The 26,715-nt window shown below is 64.0% G+C and carries 15 protein-coding genes; 10 read left to right on the top strand and 5 right to left on the bottom strand.

Annotated features, from left to right (window positions below; translation table 11 throughout):
• Positions 1-460 precede the first annotated feature (460 nt).
• The 4 genes from BM186_RS05615 (at position 461) to azu (ending at position 3,742) form a co-directional block, all read left to right on the top strand.
• Positions 461-1,075 carry a LysE family transporter gene (locus BM186_RS05615; protein WP_074913825.1) on the top strand — a complete coding sequence of 205 codons (615 nt, stop codon included), beginning with the start codon at positions 461-463 and terminating at the stop codon, positions 1,073-1,075.
• Positions 1,076-1,311: 236 nt separating this feature from the next.
• Positions 1,312-1,899, top strand: a complete 588-nt coding sequence (locus tag BM186_RS05610; RefSeq protein WP_074913824.1) for an LOG family protein — start codon at positions 1,312-1,314, stop codon at positions 1,897-1,899.
• Between the two features lie 66 nt (positions 1,900-1,965).
• Positions 1,966-2,901: a DUF808 domain-containing protein gene (locus BM186_RS05605; protein ID WP_074913823.1), complete on the top strand. Its 936-nt coding sequence runs from the start codon at positions 1,966-1,968 to the stop codon at positions 2,899-2,901.
• Positions 2,902-3,292: 391 nt separating this feature from the next.
• Entirely contained in the window at positions 3,293-3,742 is a 450-nt protein-coding gene (azu, locus tag BM186_RS05600; RefSeq protein WP_017678694.1) for an azurin, read from the top strand.
• Positions 3,743-3,791: 49 nt separating this feature from the next.
• On the opposite strand, the gene BM186_RS05595 is transcribed toward azu, so the two are convergent.
• The 3 genes from BM186_RS05595 to BM186_RS05585 form a co-directional block, all read right to left on the bottom strand.
• A complete protein-coding gene (locus BM186_RS05595; protein ID WP_072423256.1) occupies positions 3,792-4,685 on the bottom strand; it encodes a transglutaminase family protein in 894 nt (297 codons plus the stop codon).
• On the bottom strand, positions 4,682-7,168 hold the full coding sequence (locus BM186_RS05590; protein WP_074913822.1) for a circularly permuted type 2 ATP-grasp protein: 2,487 nt from the start codon (positions 7,166-7,168) through the stop codon (positions 4,682-4,684). Before BM186_RS05590 ends, BM186_RS05595 begins: the two co-directional genes overlap by 4 nt.
• Positions 7,169-7,350: 182 nt before the next feature.
• On the bottom strand, positions 7,351-10,644 hold the full coding sequence (locus BM186_RS05585) for a transglutaminase family protein (protein ID WP_074913821.1): 3,294 nt from the start codon (positions 10,642-10,644) through the stop codon (positions 7,351-7,353).
• 222 nt (positions 10,645-10,866) lie between these two features.
• Between BM186_RS05585 and BM186_RS05580 the strand changes: the two genes are divergently transcribed.
• From BM186_RS05580 to BM186_RS05560, 5 genes are all read left to right on the top strand, one after another.
• Positions 10,867-11,649: an efflux RND transporter periplasmic adaptor subunit gene (locus tag BM186_RS05580; RefSeq protein WP_074913820.1), complete on the top strand. Its 783-nt coding sequence runs from the start codon at positions 10,867-10,869 to the stop codon at positions 11,647-11,649.
• Positions 11,646-12,965: an efflux RND transporter periplasmic adaptor subunit gene (locus tag BM186_RS05575; protein WP_074913819.1), complete on the top strand. Its 1,320-nt coding sequence runs from the start codon at positions 11,646-11,648 to the stop codon at positions 12,963-12,965. The genes BM186_RS05580 and BM186_RS05575 overlap by 4 nt, the downstream gene beginning before the upstream one ends.
• The gene (locus BM186_RS05570) at positions 12,962-15,058 is read left to right on the top strand and encodes an efflux RND transporter periplasmic adaptor subunit (RefSeq protein ID WP_174892479.1); all 2,097 of its coding nucleotides are present in this window, start codon (positions 12,962-12,964) and stop codon (positions 15,056-15,058) included. The genes BM186_RS05575 and BM186_RS05570 overlap by 4 nt, the downstream gene beginning before the upstream one ends.
• 201 nt (positions 15,059-15,259) lie before the next feature.
• Complete coding sequence (locus tag BM186_RS05565; RefSeq protein WP_074913817.1) at positions 15,260-21,925, top strand: Ig-like domain-containing protein; 6,666 nt, start codon at positions 15,260-15,262, stop codon at positions 21,923-21,925.
• A 53-nt stretch (positions 21,926-21,978) separates the two neighbouring features.
• Positions 21,979-23,463 carry a TolC family protein gene (locus BM186_RS05560; RefSeq protein ID WP_074913816.1) on the top strand — a complete coding sequence of 495 codons (1,485 nt, stop codon included), beginning with the start codon at positions 21,979-21,981 and terminating at the stop codon, positions 23,461-23,463.
• A 4-nt stretch (positions 23,464-23,467) separates the two neighbouring features.
• Here BM186_RS05560 and BM186_RS05555 read toward each other — a convergent pair whose 3' ends face one another.
• Positions 23,468-24,574 carry an SO2930 family diheme c-type cytochrome gene (locus tag BM186_RS05555; RefSeq protein WP_074913815.1) on the bottom strand — a complete coding sequence of 369 codons (1,107 nt, stop codon included), beginning with the start codon at positions 24,572-24,574 and terminating at the stop codon, positions 23,468-23,470.
• A gap of 2 nt (positions 24,575-24,576) precedes the next feature.
• Positions 24,577-25,818 (bottom strand): parallel beta-helix domain-containing protein, encoded by a 1,242-nt coding sequence (locus BM186_RS05550; RefSeq protein ID WP_074913814.1) that lies wholly within the window; start codon positions 25,816-25,818, stop codon positions 24,577-24,579.
• Positions 25,819-25,978: 160 nt separating this feature from the next.
• Between BM186_RS05550 and BM186_RS05545 the strand changes: the two genes are divergently transcribed.
• On the top strand, positions 25,979-26,707 hold the full coding sequence (locus tag BM186_RS05545) for a class I SAM-dependent methyltransferase (RefSeq protein WP_074913813.1): 729 nt from the start codon (positions 25,979-25,981) through the stop codon (positions 26,705-26,707).
• Positions 26,708-26,715 lie beyond the last annotated feature (8 nt).

Genomic DNA, 26,715 nt, shown 5'->3' with positions numbered 1-26,715 from the left:
ATCCACAGACCTGCCAACAGAATCCGGGGATAACCTGCTGTGCCCACAGAGCAGCCGGCGAAAACGCTGGACAAACCGACCCGCCTTCGCTCTCGCTCGAGTCTTCAAAGGCGCTGATCAAAAAACCAGCAAAGCGCTGAAAGACCCGCCAAATCGAGCCCTCAGCAATGCTTACAGCGCTTACCAACAAAACTATCCACAGACATCGTGGACAACCAACAACAGCCCGAAAAACTCCCTTCCAATTGTCAACCCACTGTGTACAAAGGAAAAATTCCGTTGCTCAAATATTCGTCAGCATGGCCGGAGCAACGCACGACGAGGCCAGCAGAGGAGCACTACCAGCTTAACCACAGAGATATCCACAGACCCCGTGGAAAACTTTATTATCGGCGTCTGGCACGCCACCTGCTATGAACCTCACGCTTCCCTGCCCTGCCTCTTCTCGTAAGGACACTTCATGTTCAGTTTCTTCCTCGCTGCCATGCTCCTCGGCTTCGTCTTCAACGCCGCGCCAGGTGCCGTTTTCAGCGAAACCCTGCGCCGTGGGCTGCGTGACGGCTACAAACCGGCATTGTTGGTACAGATCGGCTCGCTGGTGGGCGATGCTACCTGGGCCGCCCTGGGCCTGACCGGCCTGGCGCTGCTGCTCGACAGCGCACAGATTCGTTACCCGCTGACTCTGGCCAGCGCACTGTATCTGGCCTGGCTCGGCTACCAGTCGCTGCGCGACGCCCATCGCCCGCCGCAACCCAGCGACGATGGTCAGGTCGCGGCCGGAGGCGCATTCGCCGCTGGCGCTGCGCTGTCGCTGACCAACCCGCAGAACATCGTCTACTGGGCCGCCATGGGCGGGGCGATGGCGGCCATCGGCGTTGCCCAGCCAACGCCGACGCACCTGGCGGTGTTCTTCGCCGGCTTCATGGTGTCCTCGCTGCTCTGGTGCTTCATCTGCGCCGGCCTGGTGGACTGGTTTCGCCGCGCCGCGTCGCTGCTCTGGCACCGCCTGACTTACGCAGCCTGCGGCGTGGTGCTGCTGGGTCTGGCCGGGATGAGTGCGATGGAACTGGTCTGAGCGAGCCGCGACTATTGCCATCATCGAAACAATCTAACGGCGCGGCGCCAGCAACGGGACTAGCCTGAACCACATGTCCCCGCGTCAGGAAGCCGCGCCATGTACCTCAACGATCTGCTCAAGCAATTGCTCGCCAGTTACGCCTGCGCCACCTGCGGCATTGATACGCGGCACTGATACTTGGTGCGAACGCAGCGGCTGGTTACCCTTGGCTTATTTGCCCAAGGAGTCGTTGCATGTCCCTGCATAGTGTCTGTGTCTTCTGTGGTGCCAGCCCTGGCGCCAGTCCCGTTTACCGCGAGGCTGCCGAAGCGCTCGGCCAGCACCTGGCCGAGCGCGGCATTCGCCTGATCTATGGTGGCGGCGCCGTCGGCCTGATGGGTGTGGTCGCCGATGCGGCGTTGAACGCCGGTGGCGAAGTGATCGGTATCATCCCGCAAAGCCTGGAGCGCGCCGAAATCGGCCATCGCAACCTGACCTGCCTGGAAGTAGTGGACGGCATGCATGCACGCAAGGCGCGCATGGCCGAGCTGTCAGATGCCTTCATCGCCCTGCCCGGCGGCCTCGGCACCCTGGAAGAGCTGTTCGAGGTGTGGACCTGGGGCCAGTTGGGTTACCACGCCAAACCGCTGGGCCTGCTGGAGGTGAAGGGTTTTTACAGCAAACTCGGCGACTTCCTCGATCATCTGGTCGCCGAGCGCTTCGTTCGCCCACAGCACCGCGAGATGCTGCAGATCGCAGGCAACCCGCAGAACCTGCTTGATGCCCTCAGCGAATGGCGCCCCAGCGCGGCGCCGAAGTGGGTAGATCGCGCGCCCGTCTGAACCTGTACGCAGACATGTAACACAATGCTACGCTCTGCGGCTTCTCTCTCTCATGGAAGCCGCAACATGGCCGGAAGCAGCCTGCTCGCCCTGATCGACGACATCAGCACGGTACTCGACGACGTCGCCACCATGACCAAGATCGCCGCGCGCAAGACCGCCGGTGTACTGGGCGACGACCTCGCACTCAATGCCCAGCAGGTCACCGGAGTCAAGGCGGATCGCGAACTGCCGGTGGTCTGGGCCGTGGCCAAGGGCTCGCTGGTCAACAAGGCGATCCTGGTGCCGGCGGCGCTGCTGATCAGCGCCGTGGCGCCCTGGCTAGTGGTGCCCTTGTTGATGCTCGGTGGCCTGTTCCTCTGCTACGAAGGCGCCGAGAAGCTGCTGCACAAACTGCTGCACAAGCATGAGGATGACGAACAACAGGCACACCTGGAGGCCATCGCCGATGCGCAGGTGGACCTGGTGGCATTCGAGCGCGAGAAGATCCGTGGCGCGGTACGTACCGACTTCGTGCTGTCGGCCGAGATCATCGCCATCACCCTGGGCACCGTCGCCACTGCCAGTTTCCTCAATCAGGTGCTGGTGCTCAGCGGCATCGCTCTGCTGATGACCGTCGGCGTCTATGGCCTGGTGGCCGGCATCGTCAAGCTCGACGACGCCGGGCTCTACCTCAGCCAGCGCACCAGCGCCTTCGCCCAGGCCTGCGGCCGCGGCATCCTGCGCCTGGCCCCCTGGCTGATGAAAGCACTGTCGGTGATCGGCACCGCGGCCATGTTCATGGTCGGTGGCGGCATTCTCAGCCATGGTCTGCCGCCTGTGGAAAGTGCCGTGCATCACGCCGCCGAATGGGTCGCGCGCGACGCCGGCCTCCTGCTCTCGGCGATAGTGCCGACGCTGCTCAATGCCCTGCTGGGTGTCGTCGCCGGCTTGCTCAGCGTACCGCTGGTCAGCCTCGCCACACGCCTGTGGCAGGCCCTGCGCAAACCGCAGTCCGCTTAAGAAAACGCTCACTTTCTCATCAATCGTCTGCGCCCCTTGCCGGGCGCAGTCGAGGCCGGCTTTCCCCAAGCTTATCCACAGCTTGCTCCACGGCTTTCGTGGATAACCGGCCAGTGGCTGTCCAGACATGCGCAGAAGCCTTGACTTCTCGCTCAAGCAATTCATTTCAAAGCATTTTTCAGTGGCGAGCAGGTGTCTTGGGCAAAAGCTGACCAGATACCCAGAAAGCCCGCGGAAACAGGCCTCGAGCTGGCATCACAGAGCTTCCCCACAGAATTATCCACAGCTTTTCTGGATAACCAGGCGTGGCGTTCGGTCGCATCCATAAGCGCAGGCAGCTGTGCGAGTCTCTTCAGACCTGACCGGGTTATCAGAAACTGGAGGAATCAAGATGTTGCGTAACGTTGCCCTGCTGGCGCTGCTCGGACTTGCCAGCACACCGCTTCTGGCTGCCGAATGCGCGGTGGATGTCGAGTCGACCGATCAGATGACCTTCAACACCCAGGCCATCTCCGTCAGCAAGAGCTGCAAGACCTTCACCGTCAACCTCAAGCACACCGGCTCGCTGCCCAAGACCGCGATGGGCCATAACTGGGTGCTGAGCAAGACCGCCGACATGCCCGGCGTGGCCACCGACGGCATCTCTGCCGGCCCTGATGCCAGCTACCTCAAGGCCGGCGACGAGCGTGTGATCGCCCATACCGATCTGATCGGCGGCGGCGAAAGCACTTCGGTAACCTTCGATGTCAGCAAGCTGGCGGCAGGCGAAGACTACAGCTTCTTCTGTTCCTTCCCTGGCCACTACTCGCTGATGAAAGGCAGTCTGGCCCTGGTCGACTGAGGCCACCACAAACCGTGGGAGATGCGCCTGTCGCGCCCTCCCACGAACCTCATCCCAGCGGCAGCACCGTAACCTGCACGTCCGGGTCGTGGCTGCCGCCCCCCAGAATCACCCCACGCAACGGCGACACGTCGGAGAAATCCCGGCCCCAGGCCAGGGTGATGTGCTCCAGTGCCGGACGCACGTTGTTGGTCGGATCGAAGTCCACCCAACCCTGCCGCGGGCAATACAGCGACACCCAGGCATGCGAGGCATCCGCGCCGATCAGGCGTGGCTGGCCGGGTGGTGGCTGGGTCAGCAGGTAGCCGCTGACGTAACGCGCCGCCAGGCCACGCGAGCGCAGGCAGGCGAGCATCAGGTGGGCGAAGTCCTGGCAGACCCCGCGCTTTTCCTCCAGTACCTGCAGCAGCGGCGTCGCCACCTGAGTGGCTTCGGCATCGAAACTGAACTCGTCGAAAATCTTTTGCATCAGCGCCTGACATGCCTGCAGCAGCGGGCGCCCCGGCGTGAAGCAATCGTCGGCGTAGTCGGCGAATACCTGCTTGAGACGCACGTAGGGCGACTCGAAACGGTAGCGTGCCGCCTCCAGCAATGCAGGCTCCATCCGTTTGCCGCTGTAGCTGAGCGCGGCGCACGCTGCCTCCCAGTTCGGCGAGTCGTCCAGCTCCAGCGGCACACGCGTGAGCACCTCGACGCGCAACCGTGCGCTGACGCTGAGCTGCTCATGCGGGCGCTCGAACACCAGCCGAGTCAGTGGGTTGCCGAACACGTCCAGGCCGTCGCGGCGCTGGCAGGGCTGCGGGTCGATGCGCAGCTCCTGCTCGTGGCAGCGCTGCCAGGGGCAGTCACGCGGCCACAGGTGCGCCAGCTGCTGGGCCAGGGAAACCGGCGCCGAGTATCGGTAATGGGTGTCGTGAAGCACCTGATACAACGCGCTGCTCATGAGGATTGCGTCCGCTGGCTGACATCGACATGGGCGAAGAAACGCAGCCCGAGATGATCGGAGACCGCGCCGGCGGCCTCACTGATGGCCACCAGCAAATCGGCCAGGCCTTCAAGCACCGCCCGAGTGCTACCGGGGCCGAACAATGGGTTTTCCAGGCTGGCCAGGCTGAAGGCGGTGAGCTGCTGCTCCAGATAGACCAGGTAGCGCTCGGCTGGCAGCTCGAAACGTTCGTTGAGCCCTTCCAGCGAACGCAGCAGGGTGCGCATCTGGAAGATCACGGCGTGCGGGTTCTGCTCATCGAGCAGCAACAGGTCGAGTACCGGAATCAACTGCGCCGAAGCCAGGTAACGGGTGCGGTAGGTGATGCTGCTATTGCCCAGTTCCAGCAGCCATTCCAGCGCCGACTGGTCAGTGGCCGAACCGCTGCGCAGGAAGCCGGCGAAGCTGTCGCAGAGAAACTGCAAACGCTCGATATAGCGGCCGAGCATGAGAAAGCGCCAGCCGTCGTCGCGGGTCATGTCGTCGAGGGCGAAGCCCGACAGCGCCGCCAGCGACATCAACAGTCGGTTGAGAAAATCCAGCAGCTCGCCAAAGTCGGCCGGTTGGTCCTCGAGCAGCTGCGCCTCGCGCTGCAATTCCACCAGCGCCTGCCAGTTGGCCTGGGACAGCTTGCCACGCACACTGCCAGCGGCCCACTGCAAGCGCTGCAGATTGGAGCGCAGGCTGGCCGGCCAGTCGCTGCCCAGCAGCGCCTGTAGCAGACGCTCAGCCAGCTCGCCCTCCTCGGGATCTGCCAGCAGTCCCAAATCCTGCGCCAATGCCAACGCGCTCTGCAGCGCCTGCGGGTCGTCATCGTCATCGACGTAGCGCGCCAGCATGATACGCAGCAGGCGCGCATTGCCCTCGCAGCGCTCGGCGTAACGACCGAACCAGTAAAGGTTCTCCACCACGCGTGAAGGCAGGAAGGGGTCGCTGCGCACCAGGTCGGCAGTGCCCAGGGTGCGTTGCGTCTGCCAGGGCTCTCCGCCGCTCTGCCGCGTGCCCAGCACCCAGGTGTCCTTGCTCGCCCCACCGCGCTGCATCGACACCACCTCCGCATCGGCCTCGGCGGCCGCGCGGGTCAGGCCACCGGGCATCACCCGATAGCCATCGGCACTGGCCACGGCGAACACGCGCATGCCGATGGCCCGCGGCTGCAAACCGCTACCATCCCACACCGGCGCCTGCGACAACTTGGCCCGCGCTTGCGCGACATAGGCGTAGGGGCGTGCCTGCAGTCGTTCGGCCAGCTTGGCGCGCTGCGCCTCGTCCAGATCGCGGCCGAACACTGGCGTGAAGCTCTGCGAGGGGAACGCCGGGCGCACCAGCAACTGGTCGAGTTTCTCTAGCGCCTCGTCCAGCACCGGCGGCTCGCCGCACCACCAACTGGCGATGGACGGCAATAGCAGTTCCTCACCCAACAGATGCTCGCTGATCGCCGGCAGGAAACCGGGCAAGCCGGGCGACTCCAGCACGCCGCTGCCCAGGGCATTGGCCACCAGCACGCGACCACGGCGTACGGCTTCAAGGAGGCCGGGCACGCCGAGGGCGGAATCGGTGCGCAGCTCCAGCGGGTCGCAGTAGTCGTCGTCGAGACGGCGCAGCACCGCGTGCACGCGGCGCAGGCCGGCCAGGGTCTTGAGGTAGAGAGTGGCATCGCGCACGGTCAGGTCGCTGCCTTCGACCAGCGGGTAGCCGAGCTGACGCGCCAGGTACAGGTGTTCGAAGTAGCTTTCGTTGAAACGCCCTGGCGTGAGGAGCACCACCAATGGCGTCTCACCGCCGCTCGGCGCCTGGCGTGCCAGGGTGTCCTGCAGGGTACGGAAGAAACCGGCCAGGTACTGCACGCGCAGATCGCGGTACAGCTCGGGGAAGGCGCGGGAGACGATCTGCCGGTTCTCCAGCGCATAACCGGCACCGGAGGGCGCCTGGGTGCGGTCGGCGGTGACCCACCAACGACCATCCGGCGCCCGGGCCAGATCCACCGCGTACAGGTGCAGCCAGGTGCCTCCAGGCGCCTGCATGCCCTGGCACGGCCAGAGGAAGTTGTTGTGGCCGAATACCAGCTCGGTCGGCAGCAGGCCTTCGGCGATCAGCTTCTGCGGACCGTAGAGATCGGCCAGCACACGGTTGAGCAGGGTCGCGCGCTGCGCAACGCCGGCGGCGATCTGCTGCCACTCGTCAGCCGGTATCAGGTTGGGCAGCAAGTCCAGTTCCCAGGGGCGGTCGGCGCCGTCGGGGTCGGCATAGACGTTGTAGGTAACGCCGTTTTCCTGGATCTGCCGCGCCAGCATGGCCTCGCGCTGCGCCAGGTGCTCCGGGCGGCTGCGTACCAGTTGTTCATAAAGGCGGCGCCAGTGCGGGCGCACGTTGCCCTTGGCGTCGAGCAGTTCGTGGTAGGCGCCGTTAGGCGGCGGGTAATCGGCTAGCAGGTCGTGCATGGCAGGCTCGGCAGTGGCAAGGCGGTGCGGCTTTAAACTCCCCTCTCCCATTTATGGGAGAGGGGCCGGGGAGAGGGCTGAAAAAAGCGCGAAGTCGCCCACTCTCCCCTCTCCCTGACCCTCTCCCCAGAGGGGCGAGGGGACTGATCGCGGTAGCCGACACTCAGGTGAGCAACATGTCGTCAAACGCGACGCAGATCCAGGGTCATCGGCAGTTCATTATTGTCTATCGGCTGCATGACAGGGCGCTTGCCCGGGCTGTGGCCCAGGCGGAAGAAGCGTGCCAGGCGCCGGCTCTCGGCCTCGTACGCGTTGACCGGCAGGCTGTCGTAGTTGCGACCGCCCGGATGTGCCACATGGTACTGGCAACCGCCCAGCGAGCGCTGCATCCAGGTGTCGACAAGGTCGAACACCAGCGGCGCGTGCACACCGATGGTCGGTTGCAGGCAACTGGCCGGCTGCCAGGCGCGGAAACGCACACCCCCGACGAACTCGCCAACCTTGCCGGTCGGTCGCAACGGCACCGGCACGCCGTTGCAGGTCAGCACGTAGCGATCCGGCGCCATGCCGTTAACCTTCACCTGCATGCGCTCCAGCGACGAGTCGACGTAACGCACGGTGCCGCCGACTGCTCCCTCCTCGCCCAGCACATGCCAGGGCTCCAGCGCCTGGCGCAGCTCCAGATCGATGCCCTTGACCACGAAATCGCCGGCCTTGGGGAAACGGAACTCCAGATGCGGGGCGAACCATTCACTGCGCAGGCGATAACCGAAGCTGCCCAACTCCTGCAGCACGTCGGCGAAATCCTGCTCGACGAAATGCGGCAGCAGGTAGCGGTCATGCAGTTCGGTGCCCCAGCGCACCAGCTTCGCCGGCTGGTAGGGCTCCTGCCAGAAACGCGCGATCAGCGCACGCAGCAGCAGTTGCTGGGCCAGGCTCATCTGCGCATGCGGCGGCATCTCGAAAGCGCGCAGCTCGAGCAAGCCGAGGCGACCAGTGGCCGAGTCCGGCGAGTACAGCTTGTCGATGCAGAACTCGGCGCGGTGCGTGTTGCCGGTGACGTCCACCAGCAGGTTGCGCAGCAGACGATCGACCAGCCACGGCGGACAGTCGCGGCCCGGCTCGGGCATCTGCGCGAAGGCGATCTCCAGTTCGTACAGCGCATCGTTGCGCGCTTCATCCACGCGCGGCGCTTGAGACGTCGGACCGATAAACAGACCGCTAAACAGGTAGGACAGCGACGGGTGGTTGTGCCAGTAACTGATCAGGCTGCGCAGCAGGTCGGGGCGGCGCAGGAAGGGCGAGTCGCTTGGTGTCGCGCCGCCGAGAACGAAATGGTTGCCGCCGCCGGTGCCGGTGTGGCGTCCGTCGATCATGAACTTCTCGCTGGACAACCGCGATTGGCGCGCTGCCTCGTAGAGGAATTCGCAGCGCTCGACCAGCTCATCCCAGCTGGCAGCTGGGTGGATGTTGACCTCGATCACACCCGGATCGGGGGTGACACGGAAGTACTGCAGGCGCGGGTCCAGCGGCGGCTCATAGCCTTCCAGCAAGACCGGGCAATTGAGCTCGGCAGCCACGGCCTCGATGGCCGCGACCAGCTCCAGGTAGTCTTCGAGATGGCTCAGCGGCGGCATGAACAGGTACAGGCGCCCCTCGCGCGGCTCGGCACAGAGCGCGGTGCGCACGATGCCGGCAGCCGATTGCCCACTGGCCGGACGCGCGCTCTGTGGGCCGGCACTCGCACCGCGCCAGACACCGCGCAGCTGACGCTGGATCTGCGCCGGGCTGGGCAACGGCGGCAGCGCCTGACTGGGGTCGACCGGATTGACGTAGGGGTAGTCGGCCTGACTGACCCAGGGCAGCGAATCCAGCGGCAGGCGATAGCCCAGCGCCGAGTCACCGGGCAGCAGGCGGCAATGTTCGTCGCGCAGGAACCAGCGCCCGCTCTGCCAGCCATCGCCCACCACCTGACGCGCCAGCGGCAGCACGTGGCCAACCACGGCGTCGAGGCCCTGATCGAACACCTTGCGCAGGCGCTCGCGCTCCAGTGGGTCGCTCAGGCGTGGATCATCCGGGGTAACGTTGTCCGGCAGCTTGCGCTCGCGCCACAGGTAGTAGAACCAGTCCTCATAGGCCGGGAAAACGTTACCGCCATCTACGCCCAGATGTGCCGCCAGGGTGGCGAGAAAGCGCGAGGCCGTTTCTGCCGTAGCGCCATAACCGCGCTTCTCGTCAGCCAGCAGCTTGGGATCGTGCCACAGCGGTTCACCATCGCGGCGCCAGAAACAGTTCAGCGACCAGCGCGGCAACTGCTCGCCGGGGTACCACTTGCCCTGGCCGAAATGCACCAGCGCCTTGGGCGCATAGTGACTGCGCAGACGGTAGAACAGATCGGCGGCCAAGCGGCGCTTGTTCGGCCCCAGTGCGGCGGTATTCCACTCGTCGTCATCAGGGTAATCGAGGGCGACGAAGGTCGGCTCGCCACCCATGGTCAGGCGCACGTCGTGCTTGTGCAGGTCATCGTCGATCTGCCGGCCCAGCGCTTGGATCGCCTGCCACTGCGCCTCGCTGTAGGGCTTGGTGACGCGCGGTGCCTCCCACACACGCTCGACGCTCATCAGGTGCTCGAACTCCACCTCGCACTCGTCCAGTCCGCCGGTGATCGGCGCCGCCGAGGATGGCTCCGGGCTGCAGGCTAGCGGAATATGGCCTTCACCGGCGAACAGGCCGCTGGTCGGGTCGAGACCGACCCAGCCGGCACCAGGCAGGTACACCTCGCACCAGGCATGCAGGTCGGTGAAGTCCTTGTCGGTGCCGCTGGGGCCGTCGAGAGCTTTGACGTCGGCGGTGAGCTGGATCAGGTAGCCAGAGACGAAGCGCGCCGCCAGACCCAGGTGACGCAACAGTTGCACCAGCAGCCAGGCCGAGTCGCGGCACGAACCAGCGGCCAGCTCGAGCGACTGTTCCGGCGTCTGCACGCCCGGCTCCATGCGGATCAGGTAGCGGATGTCAGCCGACAGGCGCTGGTTCAGCTCGACCAGAAAATCGATGCTGGGCACCGGCTCGCGGGAAATGCCGGCCAGGTACTTGGCGAACAGCGGCGTGGCCGGCAGCTTAACCAGGTACGGCGCCAACTCGCGCTGCTCGCCCTCGGTGTAAGCGAAGGGAATGCGCTCGGCGTAGGGTTCGAGGAAGAAGTCGAAGGGGTTGAACACCGCCATCTCGGCGACCAGGTCGACCTCGACCTTGAACTCCCGAGTCTTTTCGGGAAACACCAGGCGCGCCAGGTAGTTGCCCTGCGGGTCTTGCTGCCAGTTGATGAAGTGCTGGCCCGGTTCGACCTTCAGCGCATAGGAAAGGATGCGTGTGCGACTGTGCGGCGCCGGCCGCAAACGTACGACTTGTGGCCCAAGGTTCACCGCACGGTCGTAGCGGTAGTGGGTGACGTGGTGCAGCGCGACATGAATCGACACGGCGGCCTCCTGCTAGCCTGGACGATACTCAGTGCAGCGCAAGACTTATGCCAGGGCTCAGACCACGCGCCAGCTAGGCCGGCCAGACAGCCCACGCACCAGAAGCAGGCCGTGCGCGCACCAGAGTCGACATCATGCACCATATAGATGCGCAGTTACGGCCAATTTGCCGGGCCCGACTTCTGCCGTAGACTGCGCTGACTTCATGCAAGGACGTATGCCATGCCGCGTCACAGCTCTCTTTCGACCCTCCTCGGCCTGCTGATCCTTGCGTTCAGCCCACTACTCTGGGCCGACGACCCGCTGCTCGATTCACCGACTCCCACCGCCACCCAACCCGGTGAGCGCCAGGTGCGCGGCGTGTTGCGCGCGCAAAACCAGGCGGTACTGTCCAGCGAACTACCTGGCCGCATCATCGAAATGCCATTCAGCGATGGCCAGGATTTCAACAAGGGCGACGTTCTGGTGCGCTTTGACTGCAGCGCTTACCAGGCCCAACTCAATGCGGCCCAAGCCGCCACTCGCGCCACCCGTGAAGAGCTGAACCACAAGAAGCAGTTGGCCGCCCTCAATTCGGTCGGCCGCTTCGAAGTGGCGCTGGCCGAGGCTCGGCAGGCCCAGGCTCAGGCGGAAACCCAGGTGTATCAGGTACAAGTGAAGCGCTGCAGCGTCGTCGCGCCCTTCAATGGCCGTGTGGTTCTACGCCGCGCGCAACCCCACGAAAGCGTGGCCAGTGGGACCCCACTGCTGGATGTCGTCGATAACGGCACGCTGGAAATTTATCTGCTGGTGCCGTCCAGTTGGCTTAGCCGCTTGCAGCCAGGCCAAACCTTCGATTTCACCCCCGACGAAACCGGCAAGCCGCTCCAGGCCACGGTAAAGCGCCTGGGCGCGCGTATCGATGAGGGCAGCCAAACCCTTCTGCTGATCGGCAGCCTGTCCGACGATGCCAAGGGCCTGCTCGCCGGCATGAGTGGCACGGCCCAGTTCCAGGTGACGGAATGAACGCACCGCTGCCCAGTACGGCCGAACGTGTATTCGCCCTGTTCCTCGGGCTCGAGCAACAGGCGCGCAAGGCCGGTAATACCGAGCAACTGGCCTTCGCCATGGTCAATGACGGCCAGGCACTGTTCGGCTTCCGCCACGCCGCCCTGCTGATCGCCGGCAGGGTGCAGGCACTGACCGGCATCAGCGTGGTGGAAGCGCATGCACCGTTCGTTGCCTTCGTCGAACGCGCCACCTCGGCCTTGCTCAAGCACGGCCGACTGGATGAAGGACACAGCATCGACCCTGCCCAGTTGGACGAGCAGGCCCGCGCCGACATGAACGACCTGTCCGCCCCACATGCCTATTGGCTGCCGCTGAAAAGCCGCAACGGCGAAACCTTCGGCGGCCTGTGGCTGGCTCGCGACACCCCCTTCAGCGAAGCGGAGCAATCATTGCTCAGGCAGTTGGCCGATACCTACGCCCACGCCTGGCTGGCGCTGCAACCGCGCAAGCCCTGGCGCATGCGCTGGCCGCGCAAGAAGCTGCTGGCCGTCGCGGCGGCGCTCTCGCTCCTGCTGCTGATTCCGGTACGCCAGTCGGTACTGGCACCTGCCGAAGTCGTCCCGCTGGGTGGCCGGGTGGTCGCCGCGCCGCTGGATGGCGTGATCGCCGAATTTCTGGTCAAGCCCAATCAAAGCGTCGCCGCCGGTGACCGGCTGGTGCGCTTCGAGGCCACCAGCCTCAAGGCCCAGGCCGATGTGGCCGAACGCGCCCTGGGCGTGGCCGAGGCCGAACTCAAGGCCAACAGCCAGCGCGCCTTCGCCGATGCCGAATCCAGCGCCCGCCTCGACCTGCTGGCCGCACGCGTCGAACAGAAGCGCGCCGAACGCGACTATGCCAGGCAACTGCTGGCCCGCAGCGAAGTACGCGCCGAGCGTTCAGGCATCGCCGTTTTCGCCGACGCCGAGCGCCTGACCGGCAAACCGGTGCAGACCGGCGAACGGCTGATGCAGATCGCCGACCCGAGCCAGGCCGAATTGCGTATCGAGCTGCCGGTGGGTGACGCCGTCGCCCTGCAGCCTGGCGCTGAAGTAGCGCTGTTTCTCGACAGCGATCCACTCAATCGCCATGAGGCTCAGTTGGAGCGTTCCGCCTATGAAGCCCAGACCACCGCCGCCGGGCAATTGGCCTACCGCCTGGATGCGCGCTTCGTCGATACCCCACCACGTGTAGGGCTGCGTGGCACCGCCAAGCTGTTCGGTGATCGTGCGCCGCTGGCCTATTACCTGCTGCGCCGGCCCCTGGCCGCGGCCCGCCAGAGCCTGGGTTTCTGATGCTGCCTGCCCTGCGCCCCGATCTGCAGCTTTCACCGGCGGCGCCTGGCCTCGACGGCGCCCCGCAATGGACGTTGGCCGACCCGTTACGCGGTCGCTACTTCAAACTCGGCGCCGCCGCCGTGCGCCTGCTGCGCCACTGGACACTGGGCGAACCGCAGCGTGTATTGGCGGCGGCCAATGCAGAGCCTGGCCTGCCCTTGGGTCAGGCCGAACTTGAGGACATGCTGCGCTTTCTCAGCAGCCATGACCTGATCGCTGCCCTGGACGACAAACAGCGCGCCAGCTACGCGATGAAAGCCGCCACCCAGCGCCAAAGTCCGTGGAAACGGGTGCTGCATCAATACCTGTTCTTTCGCATTCCTCTGTGGCGGCCCGATCCTTTCCTCAATCGCGCCTGGCCCGTGCTCGAACGCCACGGCCCCTGGCTGCTGCGCTGGGGCCTGCCACTGGTCTTTGTACTGGGCTTGTTCCTGGTGATGCGCGATTGGCAGCGCTTCCTCGCCACCTTCCCCCATCTGTTCAGCCTCGGAGGCGCATTGGCCTTCGGCATCGCGCTGACCTTCGCCAAGCTCTGTCACGAGTTCGGCCACGCCTTCATGGCCAAGCGCGCCGGCTGCCGGGTACAGAGCATGGGCCTGGCCTTCATGGTGTTGCTGCCGATGTTCTACACCGATGTCAGCGATGCCTGGCGCGTGCGCGACCGGCGTTCGCGACTGCTGATAGGTGCAGGCGGCGTGTTCGCCGAACTGCTGCTGGCGGTGCTGGCACTGCTGGCCTGGTCATTGCTGCCGGACGGCCCCTTGCGTACCTCAGCCTTCATGCTGGCCAGCGCGACCTGGATCACCACGTTGGTGATCAACCTCAATCCCTTCATGCGCTTCGATGGCTACTTCCTGATCAGCGATCTGTGGGGCGTCGATAACCTGCAGAACCGTGCCTTCGCCCTGTGTCGCTGGCGCCTGCGCGAAGCCCTGTTCGGCTATGGCGAACCGGCACCGGAACCCTGGTCACCCAGCATGACCCGGCGTCTGCTGATCTGGGGCTACGGCTCCTGGATATGGCGCACAATCCTGTTCCTCGGCATCGCCTTGGCGGTCTATCACCTGTTCTTCAAGGTGCTCGGCATCTTCCTGATGGTGGTTGAACTGCTCTGGTTCATTGGCCTGCCCATCTGGCGCGAGCTGGGCGAATGGTGGCAACGCCGTGAGCAGGCCGACTCACGCAAGGTGCTGATCACCGGCCTGAGCCTTGGCGCGGTAATGCTGGTGCTCATCGTGCCCTGGCGCAGCTCGGTGGAAATCCCTGCAGTGCTCGAAGCCTCACGCACCAGCGCCCTGCATGCGCCGGTGGCCGCGCGCTTGAAAGCCGTGCACGTGCAAGACGGGCAGAGCGTGGCAGTCGGCGACCTGCTGCTGGAGCTGGATTCGCCCGATCTGGACTCGCGCCAGGCCATCGTCCGGCGCGAGACCGAAATTCTTCAGCTGCAACTGCGCCGCCAGTCCGCACGCAGCGAAACGGCAGCCGATGCCGGCATCCTCGAACAACGCCTGGCCGAGGCCGTGGCCGAATACCGCGGTTTGGCCGCCCAGCGCGAGCGCCTGCAACTGCGCTCACCGCAGGCCGGCGTGGTACGCGACCTGCAACGCGACCTGAGCGCGGACCGCTGGCTGCACCCTGCCGAATCACTTGCACGCATCGTCGAGCCGGGACTACGCCTGCGCGGCTATCTGGCCGAAGAAAACCTCTGGCGGGTCGAAACGGGCAGCGAAGGACGCTTCATCACTGACGACCCGGCACGCCCGGCGGTGAAAGTGCGCCTGGACGAAGTGGACGCCACCGGCGTCGCCTATCTGGAACTGGAAGCGCTCAGCTCGGATCACGGCGGTCCCATTGCCGTACGCCGTGACGCACAGCGCCGCGCAGAACCTGTGCAAGCACAGTACGGCGTACGTCTGACGCTATTGGATAACGACATCCATCCCGATCACCCCCTGCGCGGCGTGGTGATACTGGACGGAGAGCGGCAGTCGCTACTCGGCGCTGCCTGGCGGCGGATCGCGGCGCTCGGCGTGCGCGAAAGTGGTTTTTAATTACTGGCCTACGCCCTCCGCCAGACGCCGAACTGGCGGCCATTGACATCTAGACTCAACGCGATCCTAATCCGGTTACCCAGCTAATGGCACGATGCGATCAAAGGGAGTTACGTCATGTTCTGGAATGATAAGAAGTCATCGCCTCGTTCCCCAGTCGCCACGCCTAGAACACCATTAGCCATATCCTTGGAACCGCGCATGCTGTTCGACGGCGCGGTTGCCGCCACCGTGGCCGATGCTGCGGCCAATCAGCCCGCCGCGACACCCAGCGCCCAGGAAAGCACCACCACCGATACCGCCAGCCACGACGGGCTGGCAGCCACGCCTACCGCCGGCACCGCCGACCAGCGCCAGGAAGTGGTGTTCATCGATGGCCAGGTCACCAAGAAGCAGCAATTGATCGAGGGCTTCGCACCAGGCACCGAAGTGGTCGTGCTCGATAGCAGCGAGGATGGCTTGCAGCAGATCGCTGACTACCTAGAGGGACGTGAAGGCATCGACGCGGTGCATATTTTCAGCCACGGCAGCGCAGGCAAGCTATTGCTTGGCAACACCTGGATTGATGCAGGCACACTCAATGCCCGCAGCGATGTGTTGAACCAGCTTGGACGCGTATTCAGCGAACAGGGCGATCTCCTGCTTTACGGATGCGATGTCGCCAGCGGCGATAAGGGCGCCGACTTCATTCAACGCCTGGCAAGCGCTACGGGTACCGACGTGGCAGCGAGCAACGATGACTCCGGGTCCAGCAGCATTGGCGGCGATAGCGAACTGGAAGTGCACATCGGCGGCGTGGAAGCGGCAGCGCTGTCGCTGGAGTCCTATCAGGCAAAGCTCGATGGCGGCACCCTTGCCTACAGCATGACGGGTGACCAGAACTTCGGATCAGTATTCAACGATGGCGAAGGTGGCACCCTGAACCTGTCGGAAGTTGATCTGAACATCTACTTCATCGACTCGTCCGGAAACACCGCTGGCAACGTGATCGGCTGGCATCCAAACGACTACCCTGGCCAATATCCTGAATTACCTACGCTTGCATCGGATATTTACTGGAGCGTAGGCGGAGACCCCAATCCACGCCCTGATCGCATGGTCATAGAGTCTGCCGACGGCAGTGAATTCAACTTCGAAAGTATCACCCTCATCGACCATCAGTGGTTTACCTTAAATCCCCAATGGACCAACGACGACATTCTGCAGACCGTCACGGCCTACAGGGATGGAGCACAGGTTGCCTACGCGGAGTTTTTCATACCGCCGAACACAGCCAGCGGCATCTACACCATCAACCAGACGAACGTACTCAGCCACATAGGCTTTCAGTCAGCCGACAAGATCGTTTTTGGATATGCCGGTACCAACAATGGCATGTACTACGGCTTCAACAATGTCGTGATCGGCAGCTCCAATGCGGCTCCCGTAGTCAACGGCCTCAACGGCGACAGCGTCGCCTGGGCCGGTGTAGGCAACACCGTGTCGCTGGATGCCAGTGGCAATGCCAATCTAGCCGACGCGGAACTGGATGCGCTTAACAGTGGCAATGGCAACTGGGCAGATGCCACGCTGACTGTCCAACGCTCTGGCATGGCCATTACGTCGGATATTTTTGGTTTCAACACGTCAGGGGCACTGTTTACGGTTAGCGGTAGCGATCTGCAATCCGGCGGTCAAACCTTCGCGACCTTCACCAACACCAACGGTGTATTGACCATCACCTTTACCAGCACTGGTACAACGGCGACCAGCGCACTGGTCGATAACGTTGTCCAACGCATTACCTATCGCAGCGATACCCCAGCCGGCGATGCCACGATCAGCTTTGCCCTGACCGATGGCGACGGAGGCACTGCGACAACCGCAAATGTCACGGTCACCAGCGATTTCATATACGTGACCAACAACACCGACACTGCCACCATCAACGTCAGTAACGGCGTGAGCTTCAGCGAGGCCGTGGCCATTGCCGCCGCCGACAACACCGGCAGCCAGACCATCGTCTTCGATGGCTCCCTGGCAGGCCAGACGCTCAACCTCAATGTCGTATCGTTCAACGAAAGCCTGACCTTCGACATGGATCAGGTGAGCGGTCTCACGCTCACCGGCGGCACCATCACCCTGGCCGGCGGCACCACCCAGATCTTCACCAACGGTTCGGGAGACACTGCATCCATCGTCAGCGTGGTCGCCGGCAGCGGCGCCCTGACCAAGGCGGGGGCCGGCAACCTGACCCTGGCCGGCAGTGCCAACAGCTTCTCCGGCGCCACCAGCATCGCTGACGGCATCCTGACCGTCGCCAATGGCGATGCCATTGCCAACAACAGCAGCTTGTCGATCGCCGCAGGCGCCACCCTGGCGCTGAACAGTAACGAAACCATCGGCAATCTCTCCGGGGCGGGGGCGATCAACCTGGGCAGCAGCACCCTGACCACGACCCAGACTGCGGACACCACCTTCTCCGGCAATATCAGTGGCAACGGTGGCCTGTCTATCAACCAGACAGGCTCGGCCAGCCATGCCCTGACCCTCTCCGGCAGCAACAGCTACAGCGGCAGCACCACGCTGCTCAATTACGGTTGGCTGAGACTCGATGGCGACGCCTCGATGTCCAGCAGCAGTGCGGTACGGGTCAACGGCAACAGCGTGCTGACCCTGCTCTCGGATCAGACCATCGGCAGCCTGGCGAGCAACAACACCAACGCCAGCATCCAGCTCGGCAGCTACACCCTCACCAGTGGGGGCGACAATGCTTCAACCAGCGTCTCCGGGATTATTTCCGGCAGCGGCTCACTGATCAAGCAGGGCAGCGGCATCCTGACCCTGAACGGCAGCAACACCTACAGCGGCACCACCACCGTATCCGCCGGCACGCTGTCGATCGCCGGCGACGGCAACCTGGGCAGTGGCGGCCTGACCCTGGCTGGCAGCACGCTTGCAATCACCGGTGCCACCACCATCGACAATGCCATCGCCCTCACCGGCAACAGCACCATCGACAACAGTGACGCCACCACCCTCAGCGGCGCCATCAGCGGCGCCTACGCCCTGACGAAAACCGGCGCCGGCACCCTGACCCTGTCCGCCAGCAACAGCTATGGCGCCACTTTTGTCAATGCCGGCACCCTGAGCGTGGACAGCGACGGCAACCTGGGCTCTGGAACGGTCAATCTGGCCGCCGGCACCATGTTGGCGCTCACCGGCGCGACCAACGTCGACAACGCCATCGTCCTTGGCGGCAATGCCACGGTCACTGCCGCAGCCAACGCCACCCTGTCCGGCGTGGTCAGCGGTGCCTACACCCTGACCAAGGCAGGCGCCGCGACCCTGACCCTGGATGGCAGCAACACCTACGGCGCCACCACCGTCAGCGCTGGCATTCTGAGGGTCGCCAGCGATGCCAACCTGGGCAGCGGCACGCTGACCCTGGCTGCCGGCTCGACCTTGACCGTGACCAACGCCACCACCATCGACAACGCCATCGCCCTGAGCGGCAACGCCACCATGAGCACTGGCGCAGATACCACGCTCTCCGGCGTGATCAGCGGCAGCAATAATCTGACCAAGACCGGCACAGCAACCCTGACGCTGAGCGGTAGCAATACCTATAGCGGCAGCACCAGCGTCAGTGCAGGCACCCTGAGCATTGCCAGCGACGGCAACCTCGGCGCCGGCAACCTCAACCTGGCCAACGGCACCACCCTACAGATCACCGGCAACACCACCATCGACAATGCCCTGGCCTTGACCGGCGTGGCCACCATCAATGCCGGCGCGGCCTCTACCCTGTCCGGCACCATCAGTGGCTCGGGCAGCCTGACCAAGGCGGGCTCCAGCAACCTGACCCTGTCGGGTAGCAACACCAACACGGGCACGACCAGCGTGTCTGCCGGCACCTTGGTCGTGGACGGCAGCACCAGCAGCGCTACCATTGTGGCCAATGGCGCCACCCTGGCCGGCGGCGGCACCCTGGGTGGCGACGTCATCGTGCAGAACGGCGGTACCCTTTCCCCGGGCAACAGCGGTGCCGGCACCCTGACCGTGAATGGCAATCTGATCCTGGATGCAGGCAGCACCCTGGCACTGGATATCAATGGCGCCAGTGCTGGCACCGGCTACGACCAGGTCGTGGTCAATGGCTCCGTCGACGTTTCCGGCGCGACCCTGACGGTCAACCATGGTTATGCCGCCGGCAATGGCGAGATCTACAAGGTCATCCTCAATGACGCCGCCGATGCGATCACCGGCACCTTCAGTGGCCTCAGCGAAGGCAGCACCTTCAACGCGGCGGGCAATGGTACCCAATTGACCACAAGCTATGCCGGCGACACCGGCAATGATCTGACCCTGACCGCCCCCAACGCCCCGACGGTCACCAGCGTTTCGTCCAGCACGGCCAACGGGACCTACAAGATCGGTGACACCATCACCATCAACGTGCAGTTCGACAGCGCGGTCGACGTCACCGGCACCCCGACCCTAACCCTGGAAACCGGCACCACCGATCGCGTACTCAACTACCTTTCCGGCTCGGGCAGCGACACCCTGAGCTTCAGCTACACCATACAGGCCGGTGACAGCTCCGCCGACCTCGACTACGCCTCCACCTCGGCCCTGAGCCTCAACGGCGGCAGCATTCAGGACGGCGCCAGCCAGGCCGCCATCCTCACCCTGCCAACACCTGGCGCGGCAGGTTCCCTGGGGGCCAACAAGGCCCTGGTGGTGGACGGCGTTCGGCCTGCCGCCACCAGCATCACCCTCAGCGACACAACCCTTGGCATCGGCGAGACCGCCACCGTCACCGTGACCTTCAACGAAGCCGTGCAGGGCCTGGACGTCGGCGACTTCAACATAGCCAATGGCAGCCTCAGCAACCCCAGCAGCAGTGACGGTGGCCTGACCTGGACGGCCACCTTCACTCCGAGCGCCACCATCACCGATGCCAGCAACCTCATTACCCTCAACAACAGCGGCGTGATGGATCTGGCGGGTAACCTCGGCAGCGGCAGTACGGATTCGGCCAACTACGTGGTCGACACCCAGCGTCCCACCGCCACCATCGTGGTGAACGACAGCGCCCTGAAGGCCGGACAGACCACCACCGTCACCATCACCTTCAGCGAGGCGGTGACCGGGCTGACCACCGCCGACTTCAGCGTGGCCAATGGCACCCTCAGCAACCTGTCCACCTCGGACAACATCACCTGGACCGCCACCCTGACGCCCAGTGCAAACGTCACCGACGCCAGCAACCTGATCACCCTGGACAATACCGGTGTAACCGACCAGGCCGGCAACACCGGCACGGGCAGCACCGATTCGGGCAACTACGCCATCGACACCCTGCTCCCGACGGCCGGCATCGTGATCACCGATACCGCGCTCAAGGCTGGGCAGAGCACCACGGTCACCATCACTTTCAGCGAGGCGGTGACCGGGCTGACCACGACCGACTTCAGCGTGGCCAATGGTGCACTCAGCGACCTCGGCTCCAGCGATGGCGGCATCACCTGGACGGCAACCCTGACACCTGACGCCGACGTCACCGATGCCACCAATCTGATCACCCTGGACAACACCGGCTACACCGATGCCGCCGGCAACACCGGCGTCGGCAGCACCGATTCGGGCAACTACGCCATCGACAGCAGGGCACCGACTGTCACCTCGGTCAACGTGCCAGCCAACGGCACCTACGTGGCGGGTGACGCCCTCGACTTCACGGTGAACTTCGACGAAGCCGTAACCGTTGATACCGCTGGCGGCACACCGCGCCTGGCGATTACCCTGGATACCGGCGGCACCGTCTACGCCAACTACCTGAGTGGATCGGGCAGCACCGCGCTGGTGTTCCGCCTGACCGTCGCCAACGGCCAGCAGGACAGCAACGGCATTGCCATCGGCACCAACTTCCAGAGCAACGGCGCGACCCTGCGCGATGCCGCCGGCAATGATACCCAGACCGCGCTCAATAACGTTCCCTCCACAGCAGACGTGTTGGTGGATGCCGCACCGCCACAGGTGACCGGCATCGCCCTCGACGGCACATCGCCCACCACCAATACCACCCTCGGCTTCACCGTTACCTTCAGCGAGGACGTCAATGGCGTCGATCTGACCGACTTCGCTCTGGCCACCACGGGCAGCGCCAACGGTACCCTGCTCTCGCTGGTACAGATCGATGCACGTACCTATCGCATCAGCGTCGGCGGCGTGACGGGCCAGGGTACGCTTGGCCTGTCACTCACGGCCGCTGGTAGCGGCATCGTTGATGCCGTCGGTAACGCCATGCAGAGCAACTTCTCCAGCGCCGGCTACACGCTGGGCGGGCTCAATACCGGCGATCCGGAGTTCCGCGCTAACCCGACGCCCAACTTACCCACTACACCGACCGCACCGGCTCAACCCAGTGTGCCCGGCGCGCCACCCTCCAGCACCACCTCGCCACTGTTGCCGCCGCCATTGTTCGAGCAACCGACTCTCGGTAGCGGCGTACCCACGGTGGGCAACATCTTCATCAACAACGGTGCGCTGGCGCCCAGCTTCATCGCCCAGGTCTTTGCCAGCAGCGACAGCGGTGCCGGCAATGGCAGCGGCATTGGTTTCCTCGGCTTTGGCGGGGGCGACGGCGGCGTGTTCGGTACCAGCAGTTTCTCCAGCATGTTCAACAAGGACGTACCGCTGGAATCAGGCGAAATCCAGCTCCGCTGGGGGACTTCCAGCGGCAATGGCTTGGGCGGGGGAGAGGTTCTCGGAGCACCGACTCTGAGCCAGCAACTGCAGGAGATCGGTGAAAGCGAACAACGCCAGATAAGAGAGCTTGCCTGGGCGTTGGGAGAAATTCCGTTGCAGATGCCACAAGCGTAATCGACAAGACAGATAAGAATCGAATGAGTGCCATACCAGGGGGCGGCCCAAGGATGAGCAAAGCAGCGAAATTTTTCAGTATCAGTCTACTGGCTCTAGCCGTTGGTGGATGCGCGGTGACCAGCCAACCCATCGACCGCAGCGTCAGCGAGCAACGCGCGCAGCAGGATTTGGCGAGCATGTTCAAGGATCAGGAACCGCTCAGCGGCCCACTTACCTTGCACGAAGCCATGGCCCGCGCGGTCAAGTACAACCTCGAGGCGCGCTTGAAGGTCATGGAAGAAGCCATGGCTCAGCGCCAGGTCGACCTGGCCACCTTCGACATGCTGCCACGCATGGCGCTGTCCGCCGGCTATGCCGGACGTAACAACGTCAGCGCCTCAAGCAGCCAGAGCATCGAAACCGGCACCCAGTCTCTGGAGCCGTCCACCTCGCAGGACCGCGACCGTGGCGTGGCGGATCTGACCATGGTGTGGAACGTGCTGGACTTCGGTGTCAGCTACGTCAGCGCCAAGCAACAGGGGGACCAGCGCCTGATCGTGCAAGAGCGCCGGCGCAAGGTGGTGCACACCATCATTCAGGATGTGCGCTCCGCCTACTGGCGTGCCGTGGCGGCAGATCGTCTGCTAACTCAGATCGACAGCCTCATGGCCCGCGTCGCCCAGGCTCGCGACAACAGCCAGCGCCTGAGCGAACAACGCATCGGCGACCCGATCCAGGCCCTGAGCTATCAGCGCGCGCTGATCGAGGCCACCCGCCAGCTGGAGGAACAACGCCGCGCCCTGTCGCTGGCCAAGACCGAGCTGGCTACCCTGATCAACCTGCCACTGGGCACTCAGGTCGAACTGGCGCCTGACGCCGGTTATCAGATGCCGGAACTCAAGGTGGCGCTGGACACGCTGGAGCGGGAGGCTCTGGCCAGTCGTCCCGAACTGCGCGAGCAGGATTACCAGGCGCGCATCAGCGCCGCAGAAACACGCAAAGCCATGCTCCGTCTGCTGCCAGGCCTGGAGTTTTCCGCCGGCGGACACTACGACAGCAACTCGTTCCTGGTGAACCAAAGCTGGGCCGACTACGGCGTGAAAGTCACCTGGAACCTGTTCAACGTGCTCTCCGCGCCAGCCGCCATTGACGTTGCCAAAGCAGGCCAGGAGGTCGCCGATGCGCGGCGTCAGGCCATGTCTATGGCGATCCTCGCCCAACTGCACGTTGCCAACGCCAACTTCCGCGAAGCCCAACGTCAATTCCAGACCAGCCAGCAACTCGCCGGCCTGGATGGGCAGATCGTCGAGCAACTGCGTAATCGCTACCAGGCCCAGGGCATTGGCGAGCTGGAACTGATCCAGGGCGAGCTGAATACACTACAGGCGGATCTGCGCCGTGACCTGGCCTACGCCGAGCTGCGTAACAGCTATGGCCAGCTATTCGCCAGCGTCGGCCTCGACCCGCTGCCCGAGAGCGTCGCGTCCGACAGCGTTGCGGATATCGCTGCAGCGCTGTCCAGCCGCGAAGCGCAGTGGCAGGCAGGTCAGCTCTAGCCTGTCAGCACTCGCCATCGAGACTGGCGATCCAGCGGTCGATCACCTCCAGACCTTCGCGGTGGGAGGTGGAACGCCCCAGCTCGGGCATCATGATGCTGGGGTCGGTGCTGTGCAGACGAAAGCTCAGCACCGATTTCTCCGGCGCACCGGGATATATGTCCACCAGTCGGTCACCTGAGCCCTTGCCCGCAGCTACTGGCTGCTTGCACAGGCCATAGGCGATGCTCAGCGGCGTAGCCGGATCGAGATACAAACCTGAGGTACGCCCCGGCCCTTCGGGGTTATGGCAGTGCGAGCAGTTGGCATCCAGATAACTACGCGCCTGATGCTCCAGACTCTCCCCTTCATGCGGTGCGCCCCACAGGGCGTTGCGTGGAACGCCGGCCATGTCAGCCGGAACGCCTTGCAGAAAACCGATACCCTGCCAGCGCAACAACTGGTTGGCCGTTCCATCGGCATAGGCGAAATCCTTGTTCAGATGACGCGCCTTCGGCCCCAGGGGTTGTACGCCCTTGCCCGCCTGCTCCTCGTGACAACCCGCACACTGGTTGGCATCGGGCACCTGATAGTCGACTGCCAGCACCTCGCCAGTTTCATCATGCAGTTGCAGATCGAAGCCGGCGCCTGCCCAGTCCAGCGTGGCCTCGCGTTGCGCCTCGTCCCAGATGTAAGGAAGGGCGACCCAGCCCTGTTCCTGACGTAGCAGGATGCGCGTCTCGATCAGCCGTACCCGCTTCAGTTCCACCGCCTCGACATCGTGCTGCTCGCTGCGCTGCAACCGGCCCTGGGTATCGATCGGGTAGTAGAAGGTTTTGCTCAGCACGGTGCCAACGGGGTAATCGAAACGTGCTTCGCCATAGCGAGCATGGCTCCCTTCGGGCAGCCAGATCGTACGCAGCTTGTGCGCATAATCGGTGAACAGCGGCGTATTCAGATCGTAGGGCTGTACACCTTCGACTGGCTGCAACTGGCCGTCACGCTGTTGCAGCACACCCCAGGCGCTGAGCTTGTGCGGATAGTCTTCACTGCTGGGCAGATACAGGGGCGTACGCGCTTGCTCACAGGCGCCGAGCAGAGAGGCGGCGATCAACAGCCAGGCGCACTTCATGCTTACTTACCTGCCTCGGCCAGGGCTGCGCGCAGCTCGACGGCAGGAAGACGAGGCAGCTCGCAGCGGTGCGGCTCGATGTCCGTGCTGATGTTCTTGTAGCCGCCGGGGCCGTCGACGTTGACGATGCCGGCATCGCCATTGTCGATGCAGATGGCCAACTCAGCCGGCAGCTTGCCATCGACCAGTTTTTCAGGGTTCACGTAACCATCCCAGAGGATGTCCGGCAGGCGGCCATTGAGACCGAACTTGGCCAGCCTCAGCGCTTTCAGCTCGAGGTTGTCGGGGCTGTCGCCGCCCGGTCCGAAGCGGTTGCCATGAATATGAATGGCCTCCGGGTAGGGATCGAAGTCCGCCTCGGTGGAGAGGTCGGTGTAGCCAGTGCTGAAGTAGCTACTGACGATCACGTTGGCCGTGCGGTGGTCGCCAATATCGTTATCGAAAATCTCCACCTTGTCGTTGGAGTTGACCAACACGCCAGAGCCCGCCGGCACACTGGCGACCGGCGTGCCCTTGTGGCCGAAGTTCTTGTGGTTGTTGCTCTCGACCTTGTTGCGGTAGACCCGAGTGGTGTGACCTGGCTGTGGCAGGTTGGGCATGTTGAACACCAGGATGCCGCCGGTATTACCGGTGGCGACGTTGTCGTAAACGTCCGCACCGATGGTGTTCTCGATCTCGATACCGGCGACGTTGCGCTCGGCACGGCTGTTGCGCACCACCACGTTGCGCGACTGGCCAACGTAGATGCCGGCGTCCGAGGCCCCGATGGCCACCACGCCGTCGATCAGCACGTTCTCGGTCTGCACCGGGTAGATGCCATAGGCACCATTCTCGGTAGCCGGACCATTGGTCCACTCGGTGCGCACGCGACGGATGATGATGTTCTGGCCGCCAACAACCTTGAGCGCATCGCCCTTGGTGTCCTCCAGGGCCAGATCCTCGATGGTGAAGTCGGAAGCGTTCACCAACAGCCCTTCAGCGCCGGACTTCTGGCCCTTGAAGTTGAGGATGCTCTGATCCATGCCAGCACCGCGCAACGTCACACCGCTGACCTTGAGGCTCAGGCTGCGGTCGAGCTGCCAGGTGCCGGCGGGAATCTCGATCACCTCACCCGGCTTGGCCTTGATCAGCTGCGTCTGCAGTTGCTTCTGAAAGTCGAGACTGGCCACGGGCGGCGCTTCGCTCTCCCCGCATGCTGTCAGCAGCAAGGACAGAGCAATAAACGAGGTGGCGGCAAGGCGCATGATGGGACTCCACTGTTGTTTTTATATTATGGAACCATAGTACCAACAAGCGAACAAGCCAACCTCCGCAAGCTGCGCCATGAAACCAAGCCAGATGCTTGCAGCCCCCACCGGGAAACAACAGACTACGAACACTTTCGCAGCCCAAGGACAGGCCGCCATGCACACCCTCGAACGCATTTATCCCTTGAAGATGGATGATCGCCTGGCCGCCGACCTGGCCACTCTCGAGTTGCACATGCAGCGCTACGAATTCGCCAGCGACTCGCTGGCAGGCTCGCGCGTGCTCGATATGGCGTGCGGCTGTGGATATGGCAGTGCATTGCTGGCCGAACGGCATCCGGACAAGCAGATCACCGGTATCGACATCGATCCCGAAGCCATTGCCTACGCGCAGGCGAATTATCAGCGACCCAACCTGCGCTATCAGTGCGCCAATGCCGAAACCTTCGCCGACAGTTCAGGCTTCGACAGCATTGTCAGCCTGGAAACCATCGAGCATCTACCAGACCCGCTGCGCCTGGCAGAAAACCTCGTACGACTGCTGGCCCAGGGTGGCCGTATCATTGCCTCGGTGCCGACCACACCGACACTCGACGGCAACCCGCACCACCTGCATGACTTCAGCCCGGCCAGCTTCGCGCGCCTGTTCAGTCGCCATGGGCTGCGCCCGCATGAGCGTTTCGAGCAGATCCAGCGCTGGGAGTTTTCCGGGCTGTTCAAGAAGCCGGAGAAAAGGGAGGCACGCCAGCACCGCTCGGAAGGTGTCGGCAATGCCGTACTGGCGTATTACCGCAGCCACCCGTTTTATCTGTTCAGGCGCTTGTGGTCGATCCTGCGCTATGGCCCAAGCAATCGCTACCTGACCTGCCGTTTCAGCACGGACTGAGACAAGCC

The sequence above is a fragment of the Ectopseudomonas toyotomiensis genome, from assembly GCF_900115695.1.
Taxonomy (GTDB): domain Bacteria; phylum Pseudomonadota; class Gammaproteobacteria; order Pseudomonadales; family Pseudomonadaceae; genus Aquipseudomonas; species Aquipseudomonas toyotomiensis.
The sequence above is the reverse complement of the archived record's forward strand: the minus strand, read 5'-3'. Positions and strand labels throughout refer to the sequence as shown.

Bases quoted from the DNA above. Each gene is read 5' to 3' on its own strand.
- BM186_RS05615 (WP_074913825.1), top strand. From the start codon at position 461: ATGTTCAGTTTCTTCCTCGCTGCCATGCTCCTCGGCTTCGTCTTCAAC.
- BM186_RS05610 (WP_074913824.1), top strand. From the start codon at position 1,312: ATGTCCCTGCATAGTGTCTGTGTCTTCTGTGGTGCCAGCCCTGGCGCC.
- BM186_RS05605 (WP_074913823.1), top strand. From the start codon at position 1,966: ATGGCCGGAAGCAGCCTGCTCGCCCTGATCGACGACATCAGCACGGTA.
- azu (WP_017678694.1), top strand. From the start codon at position 3,293: ATGTTGCGTAACGTTGCCCTGCTGGCGCTGCTCGGACTTGCCAGCACA.
- BM186_RS05595 (WP_072423256.1), bottom strand. From the start codon at position 4,685: ATGAGCAGCGCGTTGTATCAGGTGCTTCACGACACCCATTACCGATAC.
- BM186_RS05590 (WP_074913822.1), bottom strand. From the start codon at position 7,168: ATGCACGACCTGCTAGCCGATTACCCGCCGCCTAACGGCGCCTACCAC.
- BM186_RS05580 (WP_074913820.1), top strand. From the start codon at position 10,867: ATGCCGCGTCACAGCTCTCTTTCGACCCTCCTCGGCCTGCTGATCCTT.
- BM186_RS05575 (WP_074913819.1), top strand. From the start codon at position 11,646: ATGAACGCACCGCTGCCCAGTACGGCCGAACGTGTATTCGCCCTGTTC.
- BM186_RS05565 (WP_074913817.1), top strand. From the start codon at position 15,260: ATGCTGTTCGACGGCGCGGTTGCCGCCACCGTGGCCGATGCTGCGGCC.
- BM186_RS05560 (WP_074913816.1), top strand. From the start codon at position 21,979: ATGAGCAAAGCAGCGAAATTTTTCAGTATCAGTCTACTGGCTCTAGCC.
- BM186_RS05555 (WP_074913815.1), bottom strand. From the start codon at position 24,574: ATGAAGTGCGCCTGGCTGTTGATCGCCGCCTCTCTGCTCGGCGCCTGT.
- BM186_RS05550 (WP_074913814.1), bottom strand. From the start codon at position 25,818: ATGCGCCTTGCCGCCACCTCGTTTATTGCTCTGTCCTTGCTGCTGACA.
- BM186_RS05545 (WP_074913813.1), top strand. From the start codon at position 25,979: ATGCACACCCTCGAACGCATTTATCCCTTGAAGATGGATGATCGCCTG.